The organism is Phaeobacter sp. 11ANDIMAR09 (assembly GCF_001294455.1).
GTDB lineage: Bacteria > Pseudomonadota > Alphaproteobacteria > Rhodobacterales > Rhodobacteraceae > Pseudophaeobacter.
On record NZ_LIKT01000031.1, the window covers coordinates 1 to 17,454 of the forward strand.

The 17,454-nt window shown below is 54.8% G+C and carries 18 protein-coding genes; 2 read left to right on the forward strand and 16 right to left on the reverse strand.

The window, feature by feature from the left end:
- Positions 1–567: 567 nt before the first annotated feature.
- The 11 genes from AN476_RS19430 to AN476_RS19480 all read right to left on the reverse strand — a co-directional run bounded on the left by AN476_RS19430 (position 568) and on the right by AN476_RS19480 (position 9,584).
- Positions 568–1,704, reverse strand: a complete 1,137-nt coding sequence (locus tag AN476_RS19430) for an alpha-hydroxy acid oxidase (RefSeq protein WP_054463443.1) — start codon at positions 1,702–1,704, stop codon at positions 568–570.
- 8 nt (positions 1,705–1,712) lie between these two features.
- Positions 1,713–2,267, reverse strand: a complete 555-nt coding sequence (gene comE / locus AN476_RS19435) for a sulfopyruvate decarboxylase subunit beta (protein WP_009810899.1) — start codon at positions 2,265–2,267, stop codon at positions 1,713–1,715.
- The gene (locus tag AN476_RS19440; protein ID WP_009810900.1) at positions 2,264–2,770 is read right to left on the reverse strand and encodes a Sulfopyruvate decarboxylase subunit alpha; all 507 of its coding nucleotides are present in this window, start codon (positions 2,768–2,770) and stop codon (positions 2,264–2,266) included. The genes comE and AN476_RS19440 overlap by 4 nt, the downstream gene beginning before the upstream one ends.
- A 26-nt stretch (positions 2,771–2,796) precedes the next feature.
- Entirely contained in the window at positions 2,797–3,201 is a 405-nt protein-coding gene (locus AN476_RS19445) for a universal stress protein (protein ID WP_009810901.1), read from the reverse strand.
- A gap of 3 nt (positions 3,202–3,204) precedes the next feature.
- Positions 3,205–4,203, reverse strand: coding sequence for a zinc-binding dehydrogenase (locus tag AN476_RS19450; protein WP_054463444.1), 999 nt, complete (start codon positions 4,201–4,203; stop codon positions 3,205–3,207).
- Positions 4,200–4,961, reverse strand: a complete 762-nt coding sequence (locus AN476_RS19455; protein ID WP_054463445.1) for an SDR family NAD(P)-dependent oxidoreductase — start codon at positions 4,959–4,961, stop codon at positions 4,200–4,202. The genes AN476_RS19450 and AN476_RS19455 overlap by 4 nt, the downstream gene beginning before the upstream one ends.
- Positions 4,954–6,261 (reverse strand): histidinol dehydrogenase, encoded by a 1,308-nt coding sequence (gene hisD / locus AN476_RS19460; RefSeq protein ID WP_054463446.1) that lies wholly within the window; start codon positions 6,259–6,261, stop codon positions 4,954–4,956. The genes AN476_RS19455 and hisD overlap by 8 nt, the downstream gene beginning before the upstream one ends.
- Before the next feature lie 9 nt (positions 6,262–6,270).
- Positions 6,271–7,599, reverse strand: coding sequence for a TRAP transporter large permease (locus AN476_RS19465; protein WP_054463447.1), 1,329 nt, complete (start codon positions 7,597–7,599; stop codon positions 6,271–6,273).
- Between the two features lie 11 nt (positions 7,600–7,610).
- On the reverse strand, positions 7,611–8,123 hold the full coding sequence (locus AN476_RS19470) for a TRAP transporter small permease (RefSeq protein WP_009810906.1): 513 nt from the start codon (positions 8,121–8,123) through the stop codon (positions 7,611–7,613).
- Between the two features lie 99 nt (positions 8,124–8,222).
- Positions 8,223–9,371, reverse strand: coding sequence for a TRAP transporter substrate-binding protein (locus tag AN476_RS19475; protein ID WP_054463448.1), 1,149 nt, complete (start codon positions 9,369–9,371; stop codon positions 8,223–8,225).
- Positions 9,372–9,392: 21 nt separating this feature from the next.
- A complete protein-coding gene (locus AN476_RS19480; RefSeq protein ID WP_054463449.1) occupies positions 9,393–9,584 on the reverse strand; it encodes a hypothetical protein in 192 nt (63 codons plus the stop codon).
- 178 nt (positions 9,585–9,762) lie between these two features.
- Here AN476_RS19480 and AN476_RS19485 point away from each other — a divergent pair, with 178 nt between their 5' ends.
- On the forward strand, positions 9,763–10,770 hold the full coding sequence (locus tag AN476_RS19485) for a LacI family DNA-binding transcriptional regulator (protein WP_054463470.1): 1,008 nt from the start codon (positions 9,763–9,765) through the stop codon (positions 10,768–10,770).
- 431 nt (positions 10,771–11,201) lie between these two features.
- Here the strand turns inward: AN476_RS19485 and AN476_RS19490 are convergent, their stop codons facing one another.
- The 5 genes from AN476_RS19490 to AN476_RS19510 form a co-directional block, all read right to left on the reverse strand.
- On the reverse strand, positions 11,202–12,065 hold the full coding sequence (locus AN476_RS19490; RefSeq protein ID WP_054463450.1) for a DMT family transporter: 864 nt from the start codon (positions 12,063–12,065) through the stop codon (positions 11,202–11,204).
- Positions 12,065–12,403 carry a tRNA-binding protein gene (locus tag AN476_RS19495; RefSeq protein WP_054463451.1) on the reverse strand — a complete coding sequence of 113 codons (339 nt, stop codon included), beginning with the start codon at positions 12,401–12,403 and terminating at the stop codon, positions 12,065–12,067. The genes AN476_RS19490 and AN476_RS19495 overlap by 1 nt, the downstream gene beginning before the upstream one ends.
- Before the next feature lie 24 nt (positions 12,404–12,427).
- Positions 12,428–13,492, reverse strand: coding sequence for a tartrate dehydrogenase (locus tag AN476_RS19500; RefSeq protein ID WP_054463452.1), 1,065 nt, complete (start codon positions 13,490–13,492; stop codon positions 12,428–12,430).
- A gap of 12 nt (positions 13,493–13,504) precedes the next feature.
- Entirely contained in the window at positions 13,505–14,428 is a 924-nt protein-coding gene (locus AN476_RS19505; RefSeq protein WP_253279941.1) for an aldehyde dehydrogenase family protein, read from the reverse strand.
- A 704-nt stretch (positions 14,429–15,132) separates the two neighbouring features.
- Positions 15,133–16,278 carry an acyl-CoA dehydrogenase family protein gene (locus tag AN476_RS19510; protein WP_054463453.1) on the reverse strand — a complete coding sequence of 382 codons (1,146 nt, stop codon included), beginning with the start codon at positions 16,276–16,278 and terminating at the stop codon, positions 15,133–15,135.
- Positions 16,279–16,448: 170 nt separating this feature from the next.
- On the opposite strand from AN476_RS19510, the gene AN476_RS19515 reads away from it, so the two are divergent.
- On the forward strand, positions 16,449–17,435 hold the full coding sequence (locus tag AN476_RS19515; RefSeq protein ID WP_054463454.1) for an AraC family transcriptional regulator: 987 nt from the start codon (positions 16,449–16,451) through the stop codon (positions 17,433–17,435).
- The last annotated feature ends 19 nt before the right edge of the window (positions 17,436–17,454 follow it).

Below are 17,454 nucleotides of genomic sequence, written 5' to 3' on the forward strand. Positions count from 1 at the left end.
TTTCGGGGGGCAGGTCACCACGGGTGACTGAAGCTTTTGATCTCGATTAGCGCAGCGTTGTTGTCGACGCTGTTCTTACACAAAAAATGTCCAATCATCTCACCCTTGCCGTCTATGCGCCGCCCACCGACATAGGACTGTCCATTGATTGACACAAACCACGGGATAGCCAAACGCGAAAGACAGCAAGAACGGATCATCCTCGAAGAACTTCTGCCACTTGTTTTCGTTGTGGTTCTGCGTCATCAGCTTTTCGAACTCGTGGATGGCAATCTCAAGCCGGGTCCGTGCTAGCTCTGAAATCAGCTGCTCCGTGGCTTCAGGATCGATCCCGGCTTTGGAAAGACATTTGCGTAGTACCGTTGATGCCGCATCCGCGCGCAGGGGGTCAAACTGCGCACTGTCGAAGTTGACTGGTGATCTGTATTGCTGCAGTGTGGCCCGTCATTCCGGACATTTACGCAGATCAGCAGCTTTCCTGCAGTGAGTTTGATAAAGAGTTCTTCTATTGGTATGATCACAAAAGAAGCTGTCAAAATGAACAAATGGAGCTGGTGTGATTAGCTGTTACCCGGCGTTTTCTGGAGACCATAAATGATAGGAATTCTTCAGTTCTGCGATGGTTTTGACACCCAGTTGAGCCATTGTAAGACTGACTTCTTGGCTTAGAATTTCCCAGAGCGCACGAAGTCCTTCAATACCGCCTGCTGCGATTGCAAATAACAAGATCCGGCCGAGGAAAACAAAATCTGCCCCCATCACATAGGCTTTGACGATGTCTTCGCCTGTGCGAATGCCAGAATCGAAGAAAAGTGGGAATTCTGGACCTAGTGTTTCGCGAATTTTTCGCAGGGCAAAGATCGCAGGTGGTGCGCTTTCCAGTTGGCGGCATCCATGGCTGGAAACCTGGATTGCGTCGACACCAGCATCGCGTAGTCGCAAGGCGTCCTCAGGGTTTAGGACGCCTTTGACAACCAGTTGGCCGGGCCAAGCCTGACGGAGGGTATCAAGATATGCCCAATCTGTTGCTGCGCGGCTTTCTGTACGGTCAAAGATGTAGTTCTTGCCATCAAAGTTGGCCAATTTTGGGCTGCCCTTTGCAAGCGATGAAAGAGACCAGCCTGGATGCATTGCGAAATCCACAAACTGCCGAGGCCCGATGCGAAAGGGCATCTTGAAGCCATGGCGCAATTCACGCGGACGTCGCCCGACTTCGGGAACATCTAGCGTTAAGATCAGTGTCCCATATCCAGCCTTTTGGGCGCGTTCTACAAGCTTCATTGTGCCGCTGCCGTCGCCACTGAAATACAACTGGAACCAAGCGGTGCCGCCGGACGCTTTGTGGAGGGTCTCGAGGTCGGTAGACGCCACTGTCGATACCCCATGTGGCACCCGGTATTCGCGGGCGATTTTGGCCAGCATCAGATCAGCCCCAGGAGCGGCGAGGTTACACATGCCCATTGGGCTTATGCCAAAGGGACGCAACATCAGCCTGTCAAACTGGGTCACTGACAGTTCTCTCTGAACCACATTGCATAGGACACGTGGGGTAAGTCTGATATCTTGCAGCGCCCTTTTGTTCAAAGTTGCGCCATGCTCTTGCCCCGCCGCTCCGTCTATATAGTCAAATACCATCCAAGGAAGACGTTTGCGCGCCAATCGGCGCGCATCCGCAGATGAGTGAATACCAGTGTCAAACAGCATGTGGTGCCCTAGGCCCGCACTGTTTTCATAAACCTGTCTCGGATCACCACTGGATCCATGGTGATCACCGGCACCGGTATATTTCCGCTTTTGCATTTGGCTACGATGATTGTCATCTGGTTGCCCTTGATGGCCTCCTGCAGAGCTTTTCCGGTATCTTCGGCAGCCACTTCAACGACGTTTTCGCAGCCACAGGCACGGGCTACAGCTGCGAGGGAGGTCTTTTTCCCCGCATAGGTTGGCTGATCGCCAGTCGATCCATAGCTGCCATTGTCGATGATCAAGAGGATATAGTTGTCTCGAGCGTTATTGGCTATCGTCGGTAGAGTGCCAAAATTGGTCAGAACCGAGCCATCCCCGTCGATAGAAATCACCTTTTTGTCTTGTGCCAATGCCAACCCAAATCCGATTGAGGATGAAAGGCCCATGGTGCCAAGCATGTAAAAGGTGCTTGGCTGATCGTCGATCATATGCAGCTCCTGGCTTGGCAGGCCAATGTTGCAGACCACTAGTTGGTCGCGCAGAATGGGGGCAATGTCTTTCAGAATATCAGAACGGATCATTGGTCGCCGTAGCCTCCCCAGAAATTGGCATCGGTCAGAATTGCGACCGGCTTGTTGCACATGAATGTGTACTTCAGGATGTTGTCGAATTCATCCGCATCGGATTGCTTGTGAAAATGATAAGTTGGGATATTCATCTGGGCGAGCAACGCCTTGGTGTGCACGGCCATTTCAACCTGGCAGGCGACGGGCTCTCGCAGCTCACCGCGATATGAGATCAGCATAGGCAGGGGCATCCGGTAGTACTGGATCAGGGTGGCCAGCGTATTGATGGTTACGCCGATGGCGGTGTTTTGCATGATGATGGCAGGTCGCTTTCCTCCCATCCAGGCCCCTGCACACAACCCCATGCCCTCGTCTTCTTTGTTTGAGGGGACGTGAAGAACACCTGGGCGGGCTTCGATCTCGTCGATGACGCCTGCTAATTGCTTACATGGGACTGTCGTGACGAAACTGATGTCATTTGCGACCAGATCATCAACAAGTTTTGTGTTGATAGACAAAAGGGGGTCTCCTTTGGGGTGAAAAATCAACGCAGTACAATGACCGCGCATGATGCTTGGCGAACAATTCGGGCGGCGGTGGTGCCCAGAAAATAGTCTCGCAAGCCAGGTTTATGGGAACCAACAATGATTGCATCGGCGCCTATCTCAGCGGCATAAGCCGTGATGGTGCGACTTGAATGCCCTTTGAGGATTACAGGCTTTACGTTTGCGACCCCATTGACCCGTGCCGCCAACATGCGCTTGGCGTCATTGTAAGCCTTTTGAACGAGATCGTCGTCGAGGTAGGTGCTGACAGATCCGCTGAGCGGCTCGTAGACATGCAGGGCAATGATTTCAGCGCTTTTGCCACCTAGGCGTTGTGCTGTCTCAATTGCCTGTTCGGCAAATCCATGTTCCAGAGACAGGGCGAGGATTATCTTGTCATACACGGGTTAGCTCCTTTCCGGCGCGGTTTCAGGTTGCAAAAGAACCTTCGGTGCAGCAACAACATCGCTGCGAATGTCCGAAAAGGCGTTTGCGCCATCCGCAAGCGGTCTGATTTCGGTCCAATCCAGAGACCCAAGGCGTCCATCAAAAATGGCCTGTGCAGTCTGTTCAAAATCTTTGGCGGTGTAGGTATAGGTACCGATAAAGGTGATTTCCTGTAGGGTCATCCGGCGAATATCCAAACCGCCGCCATCCTCTCCCAATCCGATATGTCCGATCACCCCGCCGGGACGAACACAGGAAGATGCGGTGGCCCGTGTTGCGGCATATCCGACACCATCTATGACGAGATCGAACAGATCACTATCCGGCGCGACAGCCAGGACAGACTGTGCGCAGACATCAGCCAGGTAAGCGCGTCGAAGCGGATTTGGTTCGACGATTGTGACGCTATCAACCCCCTGCGCTTTCAGGCTCAACGCTGCGCCCAGCCCAATGGCGCCGCCGCCCAAAACCAGAGCCGTGCTGCAGGAGCCAGAGAGGGTAGCCAAGGACAGTTTCACTGTATGCCATCCACAGGCGATGGGCTCGGCTAGAGCCGCTTTTGAAAGCGCAATGTCTTCCGGAACCGTCACCAGGTTTCTGTTTGGTATTGCAACCAGATCGGCAAATCCACCTTCGCGCGGCGGCATGGAGATAATTTGCCGCTCTGGGCAGAGGTTGTCGCGTCCCTCCATGCAGGCAGCGCATGAACCGCAAGTCACCAGAGGATTTACTGTTACCCGCTCACCATTGCGCGCTCCGCCCTCAATGACTCCCGAAACTTCGTGGCCAAGGATTAAAGGCGCTGGCCGACGATTATCATGGCCAAGATAGGCATGCATGTCCGACCCGCAGATCCCCACACAGGCAATTCTTATCAGCTGGTTTCCCAGCTCAAGCGCAGGTTCCTGAACGTCTTGATAACTCAGCGCCTCGGGGCCTTGATAAACTAAAGCCTTCATTTTGCTGTAAAACCTCCATCCACCATCAAAACTTGACCAGTCACATAGGCCGAGGCATCAGAGCATAAGAAGATAAGAGGTCCGTCCAAATCATCTAGCTCACCGTTACGACCAATACAGGTCTGTGCCGCATTGCCAGCCGCACGTGTGGGGTCTTCGAAAACAGCCGCTGTCAGTTCAGTCTGAAAGAAGCCGGGACCTATTGCGTTGGCGGTAATGCCAAATGGCGACCAAGCCTCTGCCATAGCGCGGGTCAATTGCCCGATCCCTGCTTTGCTGGCCCCATAGGCAATACCACCGGGGAAGGCCCGCGTGGTTTGTAACGATGCGAAGTTGACAATCCGACCCCAGCCCTTGTCCTTCATCGATGGAACCAGATGTTGGCTCAGGAAAAATGGGGACGTAAGATTCAAATTCAAAGTGGCATCCCACCCTTCGTAGGTGACGTCATCGGCGGCTTGTCGGGTGTTGACCCCGGCTGCATGAACCAAGATATCCGGGGCACCGAAGGGTTTAATCAGCTCATCCGCCAGGTCCGCCAATCTGTCACGGTCGGAAACATCGAATGTGATCGCTGCGGTGTCACCGTCAGCGCTTGCCCGCCAATCAGCCAGCGCAACCGATCGGCGGGCCACGCCGATCACACGTGCGCCTGCCTGAGCCAGAACCGTAGCTGCCTGACGACCTAGCCCCGAACTGGCTCCGGTCACGCAGGCGACTTTACCGCGCACAGAAAACAGATTTTGCAGCTCAGCCATTTGCGGTCAGATCAAAAGTTTCACCTGGGAAGTATTTTGCCAACCGCACGTCGGCAGCGCGGGCATGTCCTTCCATGCCTTCCAGCCGGGAAATTCGCGCTGTGGCTTCGGCTACCGGTTTGGAGCCTTCGCGGGTGGCTCGCTGCCAAGTAACGATTTTCATATACTTGTGGACAGACAGGCCTCCCGTGTAGTTGGCCGCACCAGAGGTGGGTAATACATGGTTGGTCCCTGCTGCCTTGTCGCCATAAGACACCGTCGTTTCTTCACCAAGAAACAATGAGCCATAGCATGTCAGACGGTTTAGCCACCAATCCAGACCGTCAGCCTGAACCGTCAGATGTTCGGGAGCGTAATCGTCTGACGTGGCGGCCATCTCCTCGCGATCCGCACAGACGATGACCTCAGCATAGTCGCGCCAGGCTGCCGTGGCATTCTCACGGTTCACCTGGGGTAAATCGTCAATCAGCTCTGGTACACGGGACATAACGTCTTGGGCTAGGTCCCGATCATCCGTGACCAACCAGACGGGTGAGTTGTAGCCGTGTTCTGCCTGACTAACGAGATCGGTGGCAACGATATGCGGGTCAGCAGTTTTATCCGCCAAGATGAGGCTATCTGTGGGTCCAGCGATCATGTCGATACCAACCCGACCAAAGAGGATGCGCTTTGCTTCCGCCACAAACTGGTTGCCTGGTCCAACCAGAATATTGGCCTTGGGCAGACCAAACAAACCAAAGGTCATTGCCGCCACGCCCTGTACGCCACCCATGGCCATAATCTTATCTGCCCCACAGATATGCGCGGCATAGACAATTGCCGGTGCAATCCCAGTGCCGGGACGAGGTGGAGAACAGCACGTGATATGCTTGCAGCCTGCGACTTTAGCAGTCGTCACTGTCATAATTGCGCTGGCCACATGGCTGTAGCGTCCTCCGGGCGCGTAACACCCGGCAGCATCCACAGGGATTGCCTTTTGACCTGCGACAAGCCCCGGCACGATCTCGTATTCCACATCTGCGACAGTGGATTTCTGTTTCTCTGCGAACCGCTTAACATTGTCGTGGGCGAACTGGATGTCAGCCTTCAGTTTGTCCGGAACCAAGGCGCAGGCGGCTTCGATCTCTTCCGCTGACAGCAAGACACTGCCGTTGTATTTGTCGAACTTGGCCGCATAGTCCAATGCAGCGGCATCGCCGCCTGTCTCGATGTCAGACAGGATCTTTACCACTGTGTCATGCACATCCGACGCATCGGATTTCGACGTCAAGGTTGCTCTTTTGAGGTATTCACGAGCCATTTTTGGATCCTATTTGTAGATATCGGGAAGCAGAGTTGTCGAAATCGCGGGCACATAGGCGATCAACAGAACAACCAAGAGCATGAAGAAGACAAAGGGGACTGCGCGTGCGGCAATCTTGAGGATCGATTCACCAGTGATCCCGGACACAACAAAGAGATTAAGTCCAAGCGGTGGTGTGATAAAACCGACACCCAGTGCAGTGATCATCATGATACAAAACTGAATCTCATTCATCCCGATGTTGTCGGCCAAAGGCTTAAGGATCGGTGCGAGGATCACGATATTCGGTGTGGTCTCCATCACACAGCCAGCGGCTATCAATATGCCGATCATCAGCAAGATCAGTAGATAGGGATCCTCGGTCAACGAAGTTACTGCGGTCACAAACCCCTGTGGCACCCCCATGATCGCAAGGGCCTCCGCTAAAGGCGCAGAAAATGCGATGATCGGCAAAATGATCCCGTTCACCTTTGCTGAACTCACGAGCATTGCCGGGAAGTCTGCCAGTTTTAACGTGCCGAGTAGGAACCCCATGATGATTGTGACGACGACTGCAGTTGCACCTGCTTCCGTGGGGGTCAGGCGGCCGGAAAAGATGCCATAGAAAATGATGCCGGGCACAATGAAGGCATACCAGTCCGAGGCCAGTGCTCGGCGGAGGTTCGTAAACCATTCGCCGATTCTTATGTTGCCGCCCCCTTCATATCCGTAGATCCGGTTCACCACGATATTGGTCACAAGGATTGAGATCAGGATGGCCAAACCTGGGATCACAGCCGCCAGAAACAGGGTTGATGCTGAAATGCCCAACACAAGGCCGATGATGATATAGGCGATGGAGGGCGGGATGAGGATGCCGGTGCAGGCCCCTGCTGCCACCAGGGCACAGGCATAGGGACGCGGGTAGCCGCTTTCGACAAGGCGGGCAATCGTCATCCTCCCAACAGCAGCTGCACCCGCTGCGTCAGAGCCAGAGATCGCCGCAAACATACCGCACACGAGAACTGTGGCCGAACCAAAGCCACCTTTGGCCCAACAGGTCAGCGCCTCGGCGACATTCAGGAATTTTCGACTTAGACCAGTGCGTACTAAAACGTCTCCGGTCAGGATAAACAGAGGAACGGCAGTCAATGCAAAGGCGTCGATGCCGGTGAACAGGCTCTCACCTACAAGGCTGAGCGGCAAATCACCTGACATAACCAACATCAAGATTGCCGCGGCTCCGATGGAGGCCCAGACCGGCACGGCCATTGCGATAAGCCCGACGAAAAGCAGAACAGGCAGATAAAAGTCCCAGCCGAGTTCGACCGTTTGTTGAAGATTGTTCCAGAGCATTGTGTCGTCCCTCAATCAAACAGCTTGTCGCCTTCGTAGACGGGGGTGCCGTTACGAAGAGATCTGAGGTCCCGCAAAAGGGATTGCGAAAGCCGGAAAATCATCAAAGAGAAACCCAAGGGAACTGCCGCAAGGAACCAGACTTTTGAGATCCGGAGGCCATCCGTTACCGACCCAAATTTGGCCGAGACCAAAACGGTTTCGAAGGACCAGTACAGCGCCACCAAAGCTACTGCGAACATCACCAGATCACCGAAGATATAGACAATCGCCTTAGGACGATTTCCGAGGTAATGCAGCAAGACGTCAATACGGATATGGGCCCGTTCTTTTACCGCAGCGGCCGCTCCGATCCAGGCTAGATAGATAAAGGAATACCGGACGATTTCTTCGCCCCATATCGAAGAATATGAGAAAACCTCGCGCCGCAGCACTTCGATCGCCATGGTGACGACAAGCATCACGTAGAAGACCAAGAGGAGCCAGCGCTCGGCGTTCTCATCAATATTTCTCAGAAATGACATAACAGGCCTCGACGACTATTGCTCAAAGGGTCGGGGTCTTCACCAACGCCGGTTGTGGGAAAAAAGTGGGAGCCCAATGCGGGCCCCCAAGGGAGTGACTTAGGCGTCGTGGACGAAGTACTTTCCTTGCGTACCTGCGGCCTCTTCCAGCTTTGCAAACGCATCCATGGATCCTGCGAGTTCTTTTTTGAACTCATCCCATTCAGGTCGCTGATAACCACCTGCCGCCTGCCATTCCGCCAGTTGATCAGCACTAAGGGAATGGAACTCCACACCAGATTTAGCCAATTCAGACATCGCATAGGCCCGCGCTGATGGGACTTTGGAAAGGTTCTGATGTGCGGTCATTTCAGAGCCCCACATCACGCCCTCTTGTACCTCTGCAGGCAGGCTGCTGAACCATTCCAGATTGCAAGAATAAACTTGGCTGTCAGGCACGGCTTGGGTGAAGGTCACATGGCTGAGGATGTCTTTGAAGCCAAAGACGTAGAGCGCGCCAACTGAAGGGTCGAGCGCATCTGCCACACCCTGTTTGATCGCCGAGGGTGTCTCGCCCCAGGCCACCGGAGTTGGGTTCGCCCCCACAAGGCGGTAGTATTGCTGCAGCATCTTGGATCCGGGGACCCGGAATTTTACGCCGCTCAGATCTCCGGGAGACAAGACTGCACCAGCCCCACCTTTGCGGACAGCCACTACACGGGGGTCAATGTTCACATAGAACAGCGCCTTAAACCCAGCGGCTTCGACCTTGGGGTGGACTTCGGTTTTCCAATGGTCAGAGTTCACTAGGTTGGTAAAGCGCTGATTGGAACCGCACAGATAAGGCATGTTGATTAGATCAACCGTAGAGGCGAAGGGTGCAAAATTGGAAAGCGAATGCTGAGCAGCCTGAATGGTTCCACCTTGCACTTTTTGCACCAACGCCCCGCCAGCACCCAACTGCCCACCCGGAGCCAGTTTCACGTAAACCTTGCCATTGGTGGCGTTTTGAATGTTCTCTTTGAGATCCAGCTGCATGATCGGATAGCTGCGTGATGCTCCTAACACATAGGCCGTGGCCAAGGTCATAATGTGATCAGCTGCCTTCTCGCGCTCGCGTTCTTCTTTATTCGTCTGCGCAACGGCCTCGGTAGACCAAAGCGTACCAGCTGCCCCAGCGACCAATGCTGCTGTAAAGCTGCCCGTCCCGGCCAGTTTTAGAAAATTCCGGCGTGACGCCGAGGCAAGTTCTTTGTTGTTCCGGTCCATGTTTTCCTCCCGATGGACAGTTCAGCGCTGTTGCTCTTTGGCAATTTTTTCAGCAGCTTCTCTTTGCAAGATTGCTGCGACAAATGAGATCGAGGCAGCGAGCAAAAATAGCATTTCGGACACATCCCCCAGGAATCCGCCCATACCCATCGACCCCAAGGCCACATTTGTTCCGAACAGGGCAAACAGACAAAGTGCTAGGATCAAGAGCATTGGTTTCTCCGGGCAAACAGCGAAAGGCTCGATTCGCACATGTAATGTAAGCGCTTACATGTGCGCAATGCAAGCGCTTACATTGACGGCAACCAACCTAGACACTTAGGCTTTGGGATGGGGTGTAAAAATCTAAGAAATGCGATACTGAGCCAAAATGACGACTGACGACAATAATATGGGCCGAACCCCAACCCTGGCTGATGTAGCAGGGCTGGCCGGTGTCTCGACAGCCACAGTGTCCCGCTGTCTGAACTCTCCAGACCAGGTTGTCGAAAGAACGCGTAAAAAGGTCGAGGATGCCGTTCTCAAATTGGGATACGCTCCAAATTTTAACGCACGTGCTTTGGCGGCCAAACGTACCAACACCATTGGTGCGATCATTCCAACGATGGAAAACGCCATTTTTGCGCGCGGCCTACAGTCGTTTCAAGAAGAACTGGGATGCAGCGGGGTAACTCTTTTGGTCGCGTCCTCTTCATATCGCACTGATTTGGAGGAAGAACAAATCCGCACCCTGGTTTCACGCGGTGCCGACGGAATTCTGTTGATCGGCTTGCATCGAGACCCAAAGATTTATGAGTTTCTCAAACGTCAAAATGTCCCCGTTGTTGTCGCTTGGGTGTTTGATCCGAACGCCAAGGTTCCAACAGTTGGCTTCGACAATTTCTCAGCAATGAAGGCTTTGGCGGACAGGGTGATCAGCATGGGTCATCGTCGCCTTTCAACAATCACAGCTAGCCCTCAGGATAACGACAGGGCCAGTGAGCGTTTAAGGGGCATTTATGCCTCAATGATGGAAGCAGGCATTCCTAAAACGGAGTTGTCGATCGTTGAAGCCGAATATGGGATAGACGAAGGAGGTGCGGCGCTGGAACAGCTTTTGTGCCAGACGGTTCGGCCATCAGTAGTTATGTGCGGCAATGATGTTCTTGCTGTTGGGGCCATCGCCAAAGCACAGGAATTAGGATTGTGCGTCCCTGACGATATTTCGGTGACTGGATTTGACGATATTGAGATCGCGAAAATCTCATCGCCAGCGCTTACCACTGTTCATGTCCCGCACCGGCGAATGGGCAAGGAGGCAGCCAAAATGCTTATCAATCTAGTTAATGCTGCTAAGAACCAAAACAGCATTTTGATCGAGACATCTCTGGTAGTTCGTGCCTCATTGTCTGGTGCCTGAGGGGAGATCAAGGATTGAGAATTTAACGCCCTTGAAAGGCCGCTAGTTTGGCGAAGTTTCTATGGTGTGCACTAGCATCGAATGTCGGTTCTCCGCCCCTCATGTAGGGTAACGAAAACGGCCCTGACCGGCCATTGCAAAGAACTGCCGCAAAAGTCCCCTTTTCATAAAAACACCGCCTTCATCGAACACTGGCAGACTACATAGACATGATCTGTTTTTTTTGTGGAGGCTAAACAACCGCCACGGCGGCAAAAACTGCCACAATAACCATAGTGCAGAAGCCGATTAAGAGCACATTTTGAGTCTTGGCAGGCAATGGATTTTTGTTCCTTGTCACATCTAGCCGTTGTTCCATAGTCCAAGTCTTCCAAAAAATTGAGACCAACACGCGCCCAAACAGGCCGCCACCTGCCGACGCACACGAACACTCATCTCTTTACGCCAAGCTGAACGACTACCCCGCCAAGGGTAATGAATGCGATCGCCACAAAGATTTCCCAACCAGGAGCGCCCATACCGAGTCCAAGCATCAGGAGTGTGGAAAGAACAGGGGCGGAATACCCAAGGATACCCAACAAAGCGGCATGCCCTTGGCGCATTCCCAGATCCCATAAAAAGAAGGCGCCACCCGCAGGGCCAACTCCAAGAGCAATAATAACCCCTATGTCGCGCAACGACAATTCAGGCCAATGAGCATCCGTCGCAACCCACCATACTCCGCAGAGTAATGACGAACCAAAACAGATTGTAGTGAGCGAGGCGATGGCATCGAACTGCTCATGCCGTCGAAGGTTCGAAAACAGAGCCCAGAGAACGGCACCAACAAAAGCAAGACCATAGCCCAGAGCCTCGGACGCTTGCAGCACCAGGCCGTCTTTCCCGACCAGCACCCCCACTCCGATAAACCCGAGTGCGGCCCCCAGATAGCCCGACCAACCACTGTGCAGCCGGAAGAATAGGTTACCGAGAACAATCAAGCATGCAGGCCAAAGGTAATTGATCAGTGACACAGGGATCGGATCAGCGTGATGGAAAGCCTCCAAGTAAACAAGATGGTAGGCAGACAACAGGACTGAGAATAGAGCCACATGTTTCGTCAGCAGGCGGGCGGGCGTTCTGCCGGTTAGTCGACAAATAGTCCAACCCATTGCAGCGGCAATGGCAAAACAGAAAGTTAGAACAAGATGCGGGGGCATCGAGGCCGACAGCGCGCCAAGCGCCCCCAGCGTACCCCAGGAGAGGATGGCCAGTGCGCCAAAGCCCGTGTGTCGCATTGAAAACAAGGCCGGCATCAGAAGACTTCGCTGCCCAGAACGGCATCGTCGGAAGGTTGCAACAGGATGGTATCGCCCGCTTCATTGGGCACACCCATGATCAGGATTTCAGATTTGAACCCGGCGATGTTTCGGGGCGGCATGTTGACAACGCAGACCACTTTGCGCCCCATCAGCTCTTCTTCGGAATAGTTCTTGATCTGGGCGCTGGACCAGCGTTGGCCCAGTTCCCCAAAGTCTACACAGACCTTGTAGGAGGGATTGCGGGCGCGGGGGAAATCCTTGACCTCGACGATCTTGCCCAGGCGCATTTCGATCTTGGCAAAGTCGTCATAGACGATCTGGTCTTTGTTCATTTCTATGTCCTCACTTTACAGCGTTCATGTCAGTGCGTTCAGAATGGCGTCTTCGGACCCTTTGGTATCGGCGGTGCCACCCAGATCTCGGGTCTTGGTGTCGGGGGTTTCCAGCGAGACTTCAATGGCCCGCTCGATTTCGGCAGCAGCCTCTGCCTCACCCAAATGCTCCAGCATCATGGCGGCGGTCCACACGGCGGCAACCGGGTTGGCGACGCCCTTGCCCGCAATATCCGGGGCCGATCCGTGCACAGGTTCGAACATCGAGGGGTATGTGCCCTCGGGGTTGATTTTGGCCGAGGGTGCGATGCCGATGGACCCTGCGACCGCAGGCCCGAGATCCGACAGGATGTCACCAAACAGATTCGAGGCCACCACCACATCGAACCAGTCGGGGTGCAGCACAAAATGCGCCGTCATGATGTCGATATGGAACTGGGCGGTGTCGATGCCGGGGTGCTGATCAGCGGCGGCGGCAAAGCGTTCGTCCCAGAACGGCATGGTGTGGATGATGCCGTTGGATTTGGTGGCAGACGCGACATGTCCCCGCTTGCGGGTCTTGGCCAATTTGAACGCATAGTCCATGATCCGGTCGGTGCCGCGCCGGGTCAGGATGCTTTGCTGAACGGCGGCTTCGTGTTCGGTGCCCTGATAGACACGCCCGCCGATCTCGGAATACTCCCCTTCGACATTTTCGCGCACGACAATCATGTCGATATCTTCCGGCCCACGCCCTGCCAGCGGCGAGGTGATACCCTTGAGCAGCCGCACCGGGCGCACATTGGCATATTGATCCAGCTCGCGGCGTAGTGGGATCAGCAGCCCCCAGAGCGAGATATGATCCGGTACGCCGGGGAAACCAACCGCGCCCAGATAGATGCTGTCGAACGCTTTTATCTGCTCAATCCCGTCCTCGGGCATCATCCGCCCGGTCTGGTGATAGCGTTCGCAGGACCAGTCAAATTCGGTCCACTCAATCAAGAACCCGTGTTTTACAGCCATGCGATCAATCACACGTTGGCCAACTGGCAGAACTTCTTTGCCGATCCCGTCACCGGGGATGGCTGCGATGCGATAGGTTTTTGTCATGGATGGACTCCTTCAGGCGATGCCGCCGAAATGCAGGGTTTTGACCTCGAGGTATTCGTCGATACCGTGATGGGCACCTTCGCGGCCCAGACCGCTTTCCTTGATGCCGCCAAAGGGCGCGACCTCGGTGGCAAAGCCGCCGACATTGATGCCGATCATGCCGGTCTCGAGCTCTTCGCTGACGCGGAAGGTGCGAGTCAGATCGTTGGTGTAGAAATATGCAGCCAGCCCGAATGGTGTGGCATTGGCCGCCGTCAGCACCTCTTCTTCGGTCTCAAACCGGAATAGCGGCGCCACCGGACCAAAGGTTTCTTCCCCGGCGACGATCATGTCGGAAGTCACGCCGGTGACCACAGCAGGGCTGATGAAGCGGGTGCTTTCATCCTGCTGTTCGCCGCCAACAATGACACGACCGCCTTTGGCCGTGGCATCGTCGAGATGCGATTTGATTTTGGCAATGGCGGCCTGGTTGATCATCGGGCCGATCTCGACCCCGTTTTCGAACCCATCGCCCAGTTTCATCTTTCCAACCACAGCCGCCAGTTTTTCGGCAAAGGCATCATAGACGCCGGCCTGAATGAAAATCCGGTTGGCGCAGACACAGGTCTGGCCGCCATTACGGAACTTCGAGGCCATGACGCCCTCAACGGCCAGATCCAGATCGGCATCGTCAAAGATGATGAAGGGAGCATTGCCGCCCAGTTCCAGGCTGAGGCGTTTCATGGTGCCAGCGCATTGCTCCATTATCAGTTTGCCTACTCGGGTCGAGCCGGTGAAGGACAGTTTGCGCACCGCTGTGCTTTGGGTCAGGGCGCCGCCCACACCAGCGGGATCGCCTGTGACGATGTTAATCGCACCCTTCGGGAACCCTGCGCGCTCAGCCAGCACACCCAAGGCCAGCGCAGTAAAGTGGGTGACTTTCAGGCCGAAAGGCACTGTAAAATGACGGCTTCAACCTCGTCACTCAGGTAAAGCGATTCATGTTTCTCTCCATCGGCGGAGAATACCTTCGCTCCTGCGGATCGCAATTTCTTAAGAAAGTTTATCCGGTTTTGAGAGAACTGACTTTCCAGGGTTGCTGGCGAGAATAATCGGTTATGAAAACTCTAGGCATCCTTTGGTGAGACATAGACACCTCGGGGTGTTGCTCTTGAGGTTTTTTGAATGTCGCTGGTGTGTGGTCCGCAAGCGTCCGTCGTCGCCCCTCCCCTTGAGTTCGCACACCAACCTGTCAGCCAAAGGCTAAGTTTGTCTGTGAACACCATGGCGAGAACTGCATCGGCGCTCAACCCTGTTCGAATTTTGGCTTGCAGCATTCCTACCGTCTGTGTGCCAGCCTCCCCTATAGGAAGAGCTTTCTTTTGCAATTGGGGAAGCAAATCGAGCCCGTCTGATAGTTGCCACGGAAATCTGATAGACGCAGTTATCACGGAACATGCAGTGGCGTTAACCCGTCGCGGTGCCCTCTAGCGCCAAGGCCCGTCCCTCGGGTGACTGCGCAGCTTTTCAAGACCTAAAAGCTGCGCAGTCATCGCACTGAAGCATCTGAAGCAAGAGGGATGCATCAGAAATTTTACAAGGAGCGGCCCCTGAGTATAACAACTTGGATTGGCCTTAAAATTTCGGTTCTTAGGCGCTGGCTAGCGCGGGCCCGGGTTGGCGATGAGATCGCGAGAGATGACAAGCCGCTGAATATCGCTGGTGCCCTCATAGATCTGACTGACGCGTACATCGCGGCACAGCCGTTCGACCTGGTAATCCCGCAGGTAGCCATACCCGCCAAAGGTCTGCATCGCGGCGGAGCAGACCTCTTCAGCCATTTCCGTTGCAAAGAGTTTCGCCATTGAGGCTTCGCGCAGCGCAGGCAGGTCTGCATCGCGACGTCGGGCGGCGTGATGGACCAACTGACGCGCGGCTTCGACCTTGGTGGCCATATCCGCAAGACGGAAACCAACAGCTTGATGCTGGGCGATTTCCTTGCCAAAGGCTTTGCGCTCTTGGGCATAATCGATGGCCAATTCCATCGCTTTGCGTGCCATTCCGACAGCCTGGGAGGCGATGCCGATGCGGCCTCCTTCCAGGTTTGCCAGGGCGATCTTATAGCCTTCGCCTTCGGCCCCCAGCAGATTTTCTTTGGGCACGCGCATATTCTCAAAGGACAGTTGGCAGGTGTCCGAGGAATGCAGCCCCAGTTTTTCTTCCACTCGGACCACTTCATAGCCGGGGGTGTCGGTTTCAACGATAAAGGCGCTGATGCCCTTAGCTCCGGCCTCTTTGTCGGTCACGGCAAAAACGATGATCAGCTTGCCGTTCTTGCCGGATGAAATGAACTGTTTGGAGCCGTTCAGAACATAGTGATCACCATCGAGCACCGCAGTTGTGCGCAGCTTTGACGCATCCGATCCCGCCTGAGGCTCTGTCAGGGCAAAGCCGCCGATCCATTCCCCGCTGGCCAGTTTGGGCAGGTATTTTTCCTTTTGTGCGTCGGTTCCGTATTTCACGATCGGGCCACATCCCACGGAACTGTGCACGGATAGGATGGTGGAACAGGTGCCATCGCCAGCGGCGATTTCTTCCACCACGCTGGCATAGGTCACGGTGTCCAGTTCGATGCCGCCATAGGCCTCGGGGACAAGCATGCCCAAAAAGCCCAGATCGCCCATTTCGCTCAGCTGTTCGCGAGGGAAGGCGCCGCTGCGATCGCGCTCTTCGGCGCCGGGCCACAAACGGTCCTGGGCAAACTGAGCGGCCATGTCACGAATGGCGGTTTGGGTATCGTCAAGCATCTTGGGTCTCCTGTCTGCCTGGGAGGGCATGTCAAATCCTTACCTGCGCGCGCTGAGGCGAGGTGCAGGCCCTAGCCTCAGCTGAATCCGGGTAGGTTCACGCAGGAGTGTAGTGTTGAAATCAATTGCAGACGATGCCAGTTTGTTTCAAATAGCTGACAGGAAATACCATGTCTGAGGTTGCCACCATCCCGCCTGCCTTTGTGAATGAGGCGATCGAGTCCGGGCGCATGGCCGGGGTGGACATGAGCGCATTGCTTAGACGGCTCGGCATACCAAACGATGATCTGCAACAATTGACAGCAGCGCAATTTGGCCAGATCTGGCTGGAGCTGTCCTTTTGCATGCAGGATGAGTTCTTTGGGCTAGCTGCGCGGCCAATGCGCCCCGGTAGTTTTACCATGCTGGGCCATGCCACCCGCCATGCACCCAATCTGGAAGTGGCCATGGCGCGGGCGCTGCGGTTTTTGACCCTTATTCTGGAAGACCCGGCCGGCCAATTGCGCATCGAGGGCCGACAGGCCACTGTGGTGCTGTCGGAACAGGGACCGGCAAAATCAGCCTATTCTTACCGGTTGTATTTCACCATTCTGCATGCGCTGAATTGCTGGCTGATTGGCACACGTATTCCCATACGCCAAATTCAGTTTCCCTGTGCTGAACCTGCCTGGACCAACGATTATGGCGACTTTTTTGGTGTCCCTGTTCAGTTTGAGGCCGCCTGCGCCCAGATGACCATCGAGCGCAAATATCTGCGAAAACCGATCAACAGGTCCGATCGCGCGCTCAAGCGGTTCCTGAAATCCGCGCCCACCTCCTTTTTGACCGGGTATCGTCACGGTGATGGCATCAAGGCACAGATCGTCGAAGAGCTGTCGACAGGCACAATCGAGGCCTGGGGCAATATTGACGAGATGGCGCAAAAGCTGGGTATGTCGACGTCGACCCTGCATCGCAGGCTGAAAGACGAAGGTCAGAGTTTTGGCGAGATCAAGGAAGAGCGCCGCCGCAACCTGGCGATCTCGCTCCTCAAAAAAACCGATCTGCCGATTGCCGAGATCGCTCGCCAGGTTGGCTATGCGGAGCCAAGCGCGTTCTTCCGCGCCTTCAATCGCTGGTTTGGTGTGACACCGAATTCAATCCGCAGTCGCGGCTGATCTCTTGGACAGTCGGGCA

Coding starts and splice junctions, on each gene's coding strand:
- hisD (WP_054463446.1), bottom strand. CDS start 6,261: ATGGCTCGTGAATACCTCAAAAGAGCAACCTTGACGTCGAAATCCGAT.
- AN476_RS19480 (WP_054463449.1), bottom strand. CDS start 9,584: ATGCTCTTGATCCTAGCACTTTGTCTGTTTGCCCTGTTCGGAACAAAT.
- comE (WP_009810899.1), bottom strand. CDS start 2,267: ATGATCCGTTCTGATATTCTGAAAGACATTGCCCCCATTCTGCGCGAC.
- AN476_RS19430 (WP_054463443.1), bottom strand. CDS start 1,704: ATGCTGTTTGACACTGGTATTCACTCATCTGCGGATGCGCGCCGATTG.
- AN476_RS19490 (WP_054463450.1), bottom strand. CDS start 12,065: ATGCCGGCCTTGTTTTCAATGCGACACACGGGCTTTGGCGCACTGGCC.
- AN476_RS19475 (WP_054463448.1), bottom strand. CDS start 9,371: ATGGACCGGAACAACAAAGAACTTGCCTCGGCGTCACGCCGGAATTTT.
- AN476_RS19465 (WP_054463447.1), bottom strand. CDS start 7,599: ATGCTCTGGAACAATCTTCAACAAACGGTCGAACTCGGCTGGGACTTT.
- AN476_RS19500 (WP_054463452.1), bottom strand. CDS start 13,492: ATGACAAAAACCTATCGCATCGCAGCCATCCCCGGTGACGGGATCGGC.
- AN476_RS19450 (WP_054463444.1), bottom strand. CDS start 4,203: ATGAAGGCTTTAGTTTATCAAGGCCCCGAGGCGCTGAGTTATCAAGAC.
- AN476_RS19495 (WP_054463451.1), bottom strand. CDS start 12,403: ATGAACAAAGACCAGATCGTCTATGACGACTTTGCCAAGATCGAAATG.
- AN476_RS19485 (WP_054463470.1), top strand. CDS start 9,763: ATGGGCCGAACCCCAACCCTGGCTGATGTAGCAGGGCTGGCCGGTGTC.
- AN476_RS19510 (WP_054463453.1), bottom strand. CDS start 16,278: ATGCTTGACGATACCCAAACCGCCATTCGTGACATGGCCGCTCAGTTT.
- AN476_RS19455 (WP_054463445.1), bottom strand. CDS start 4,961: ATGGCTGAGCTGCAAAATCTGTTTTCTGTGCGCGGTAAAGTCGCCTGC.
- AN476_RS19515 (WP_054463454.1), top strand. CDS start 16,449: ATGTCTGAGGTTGCCACCATCCCGCCTGCCTTTGTGAATGAGGCGATC.
- AN476_RS19470 (WP_009810906.1), bottom strand. CDS start 8,123: ATGTCATTTCTGAGAAATATTGATGAGAACGCCGAGCGCTGGCTCCTC.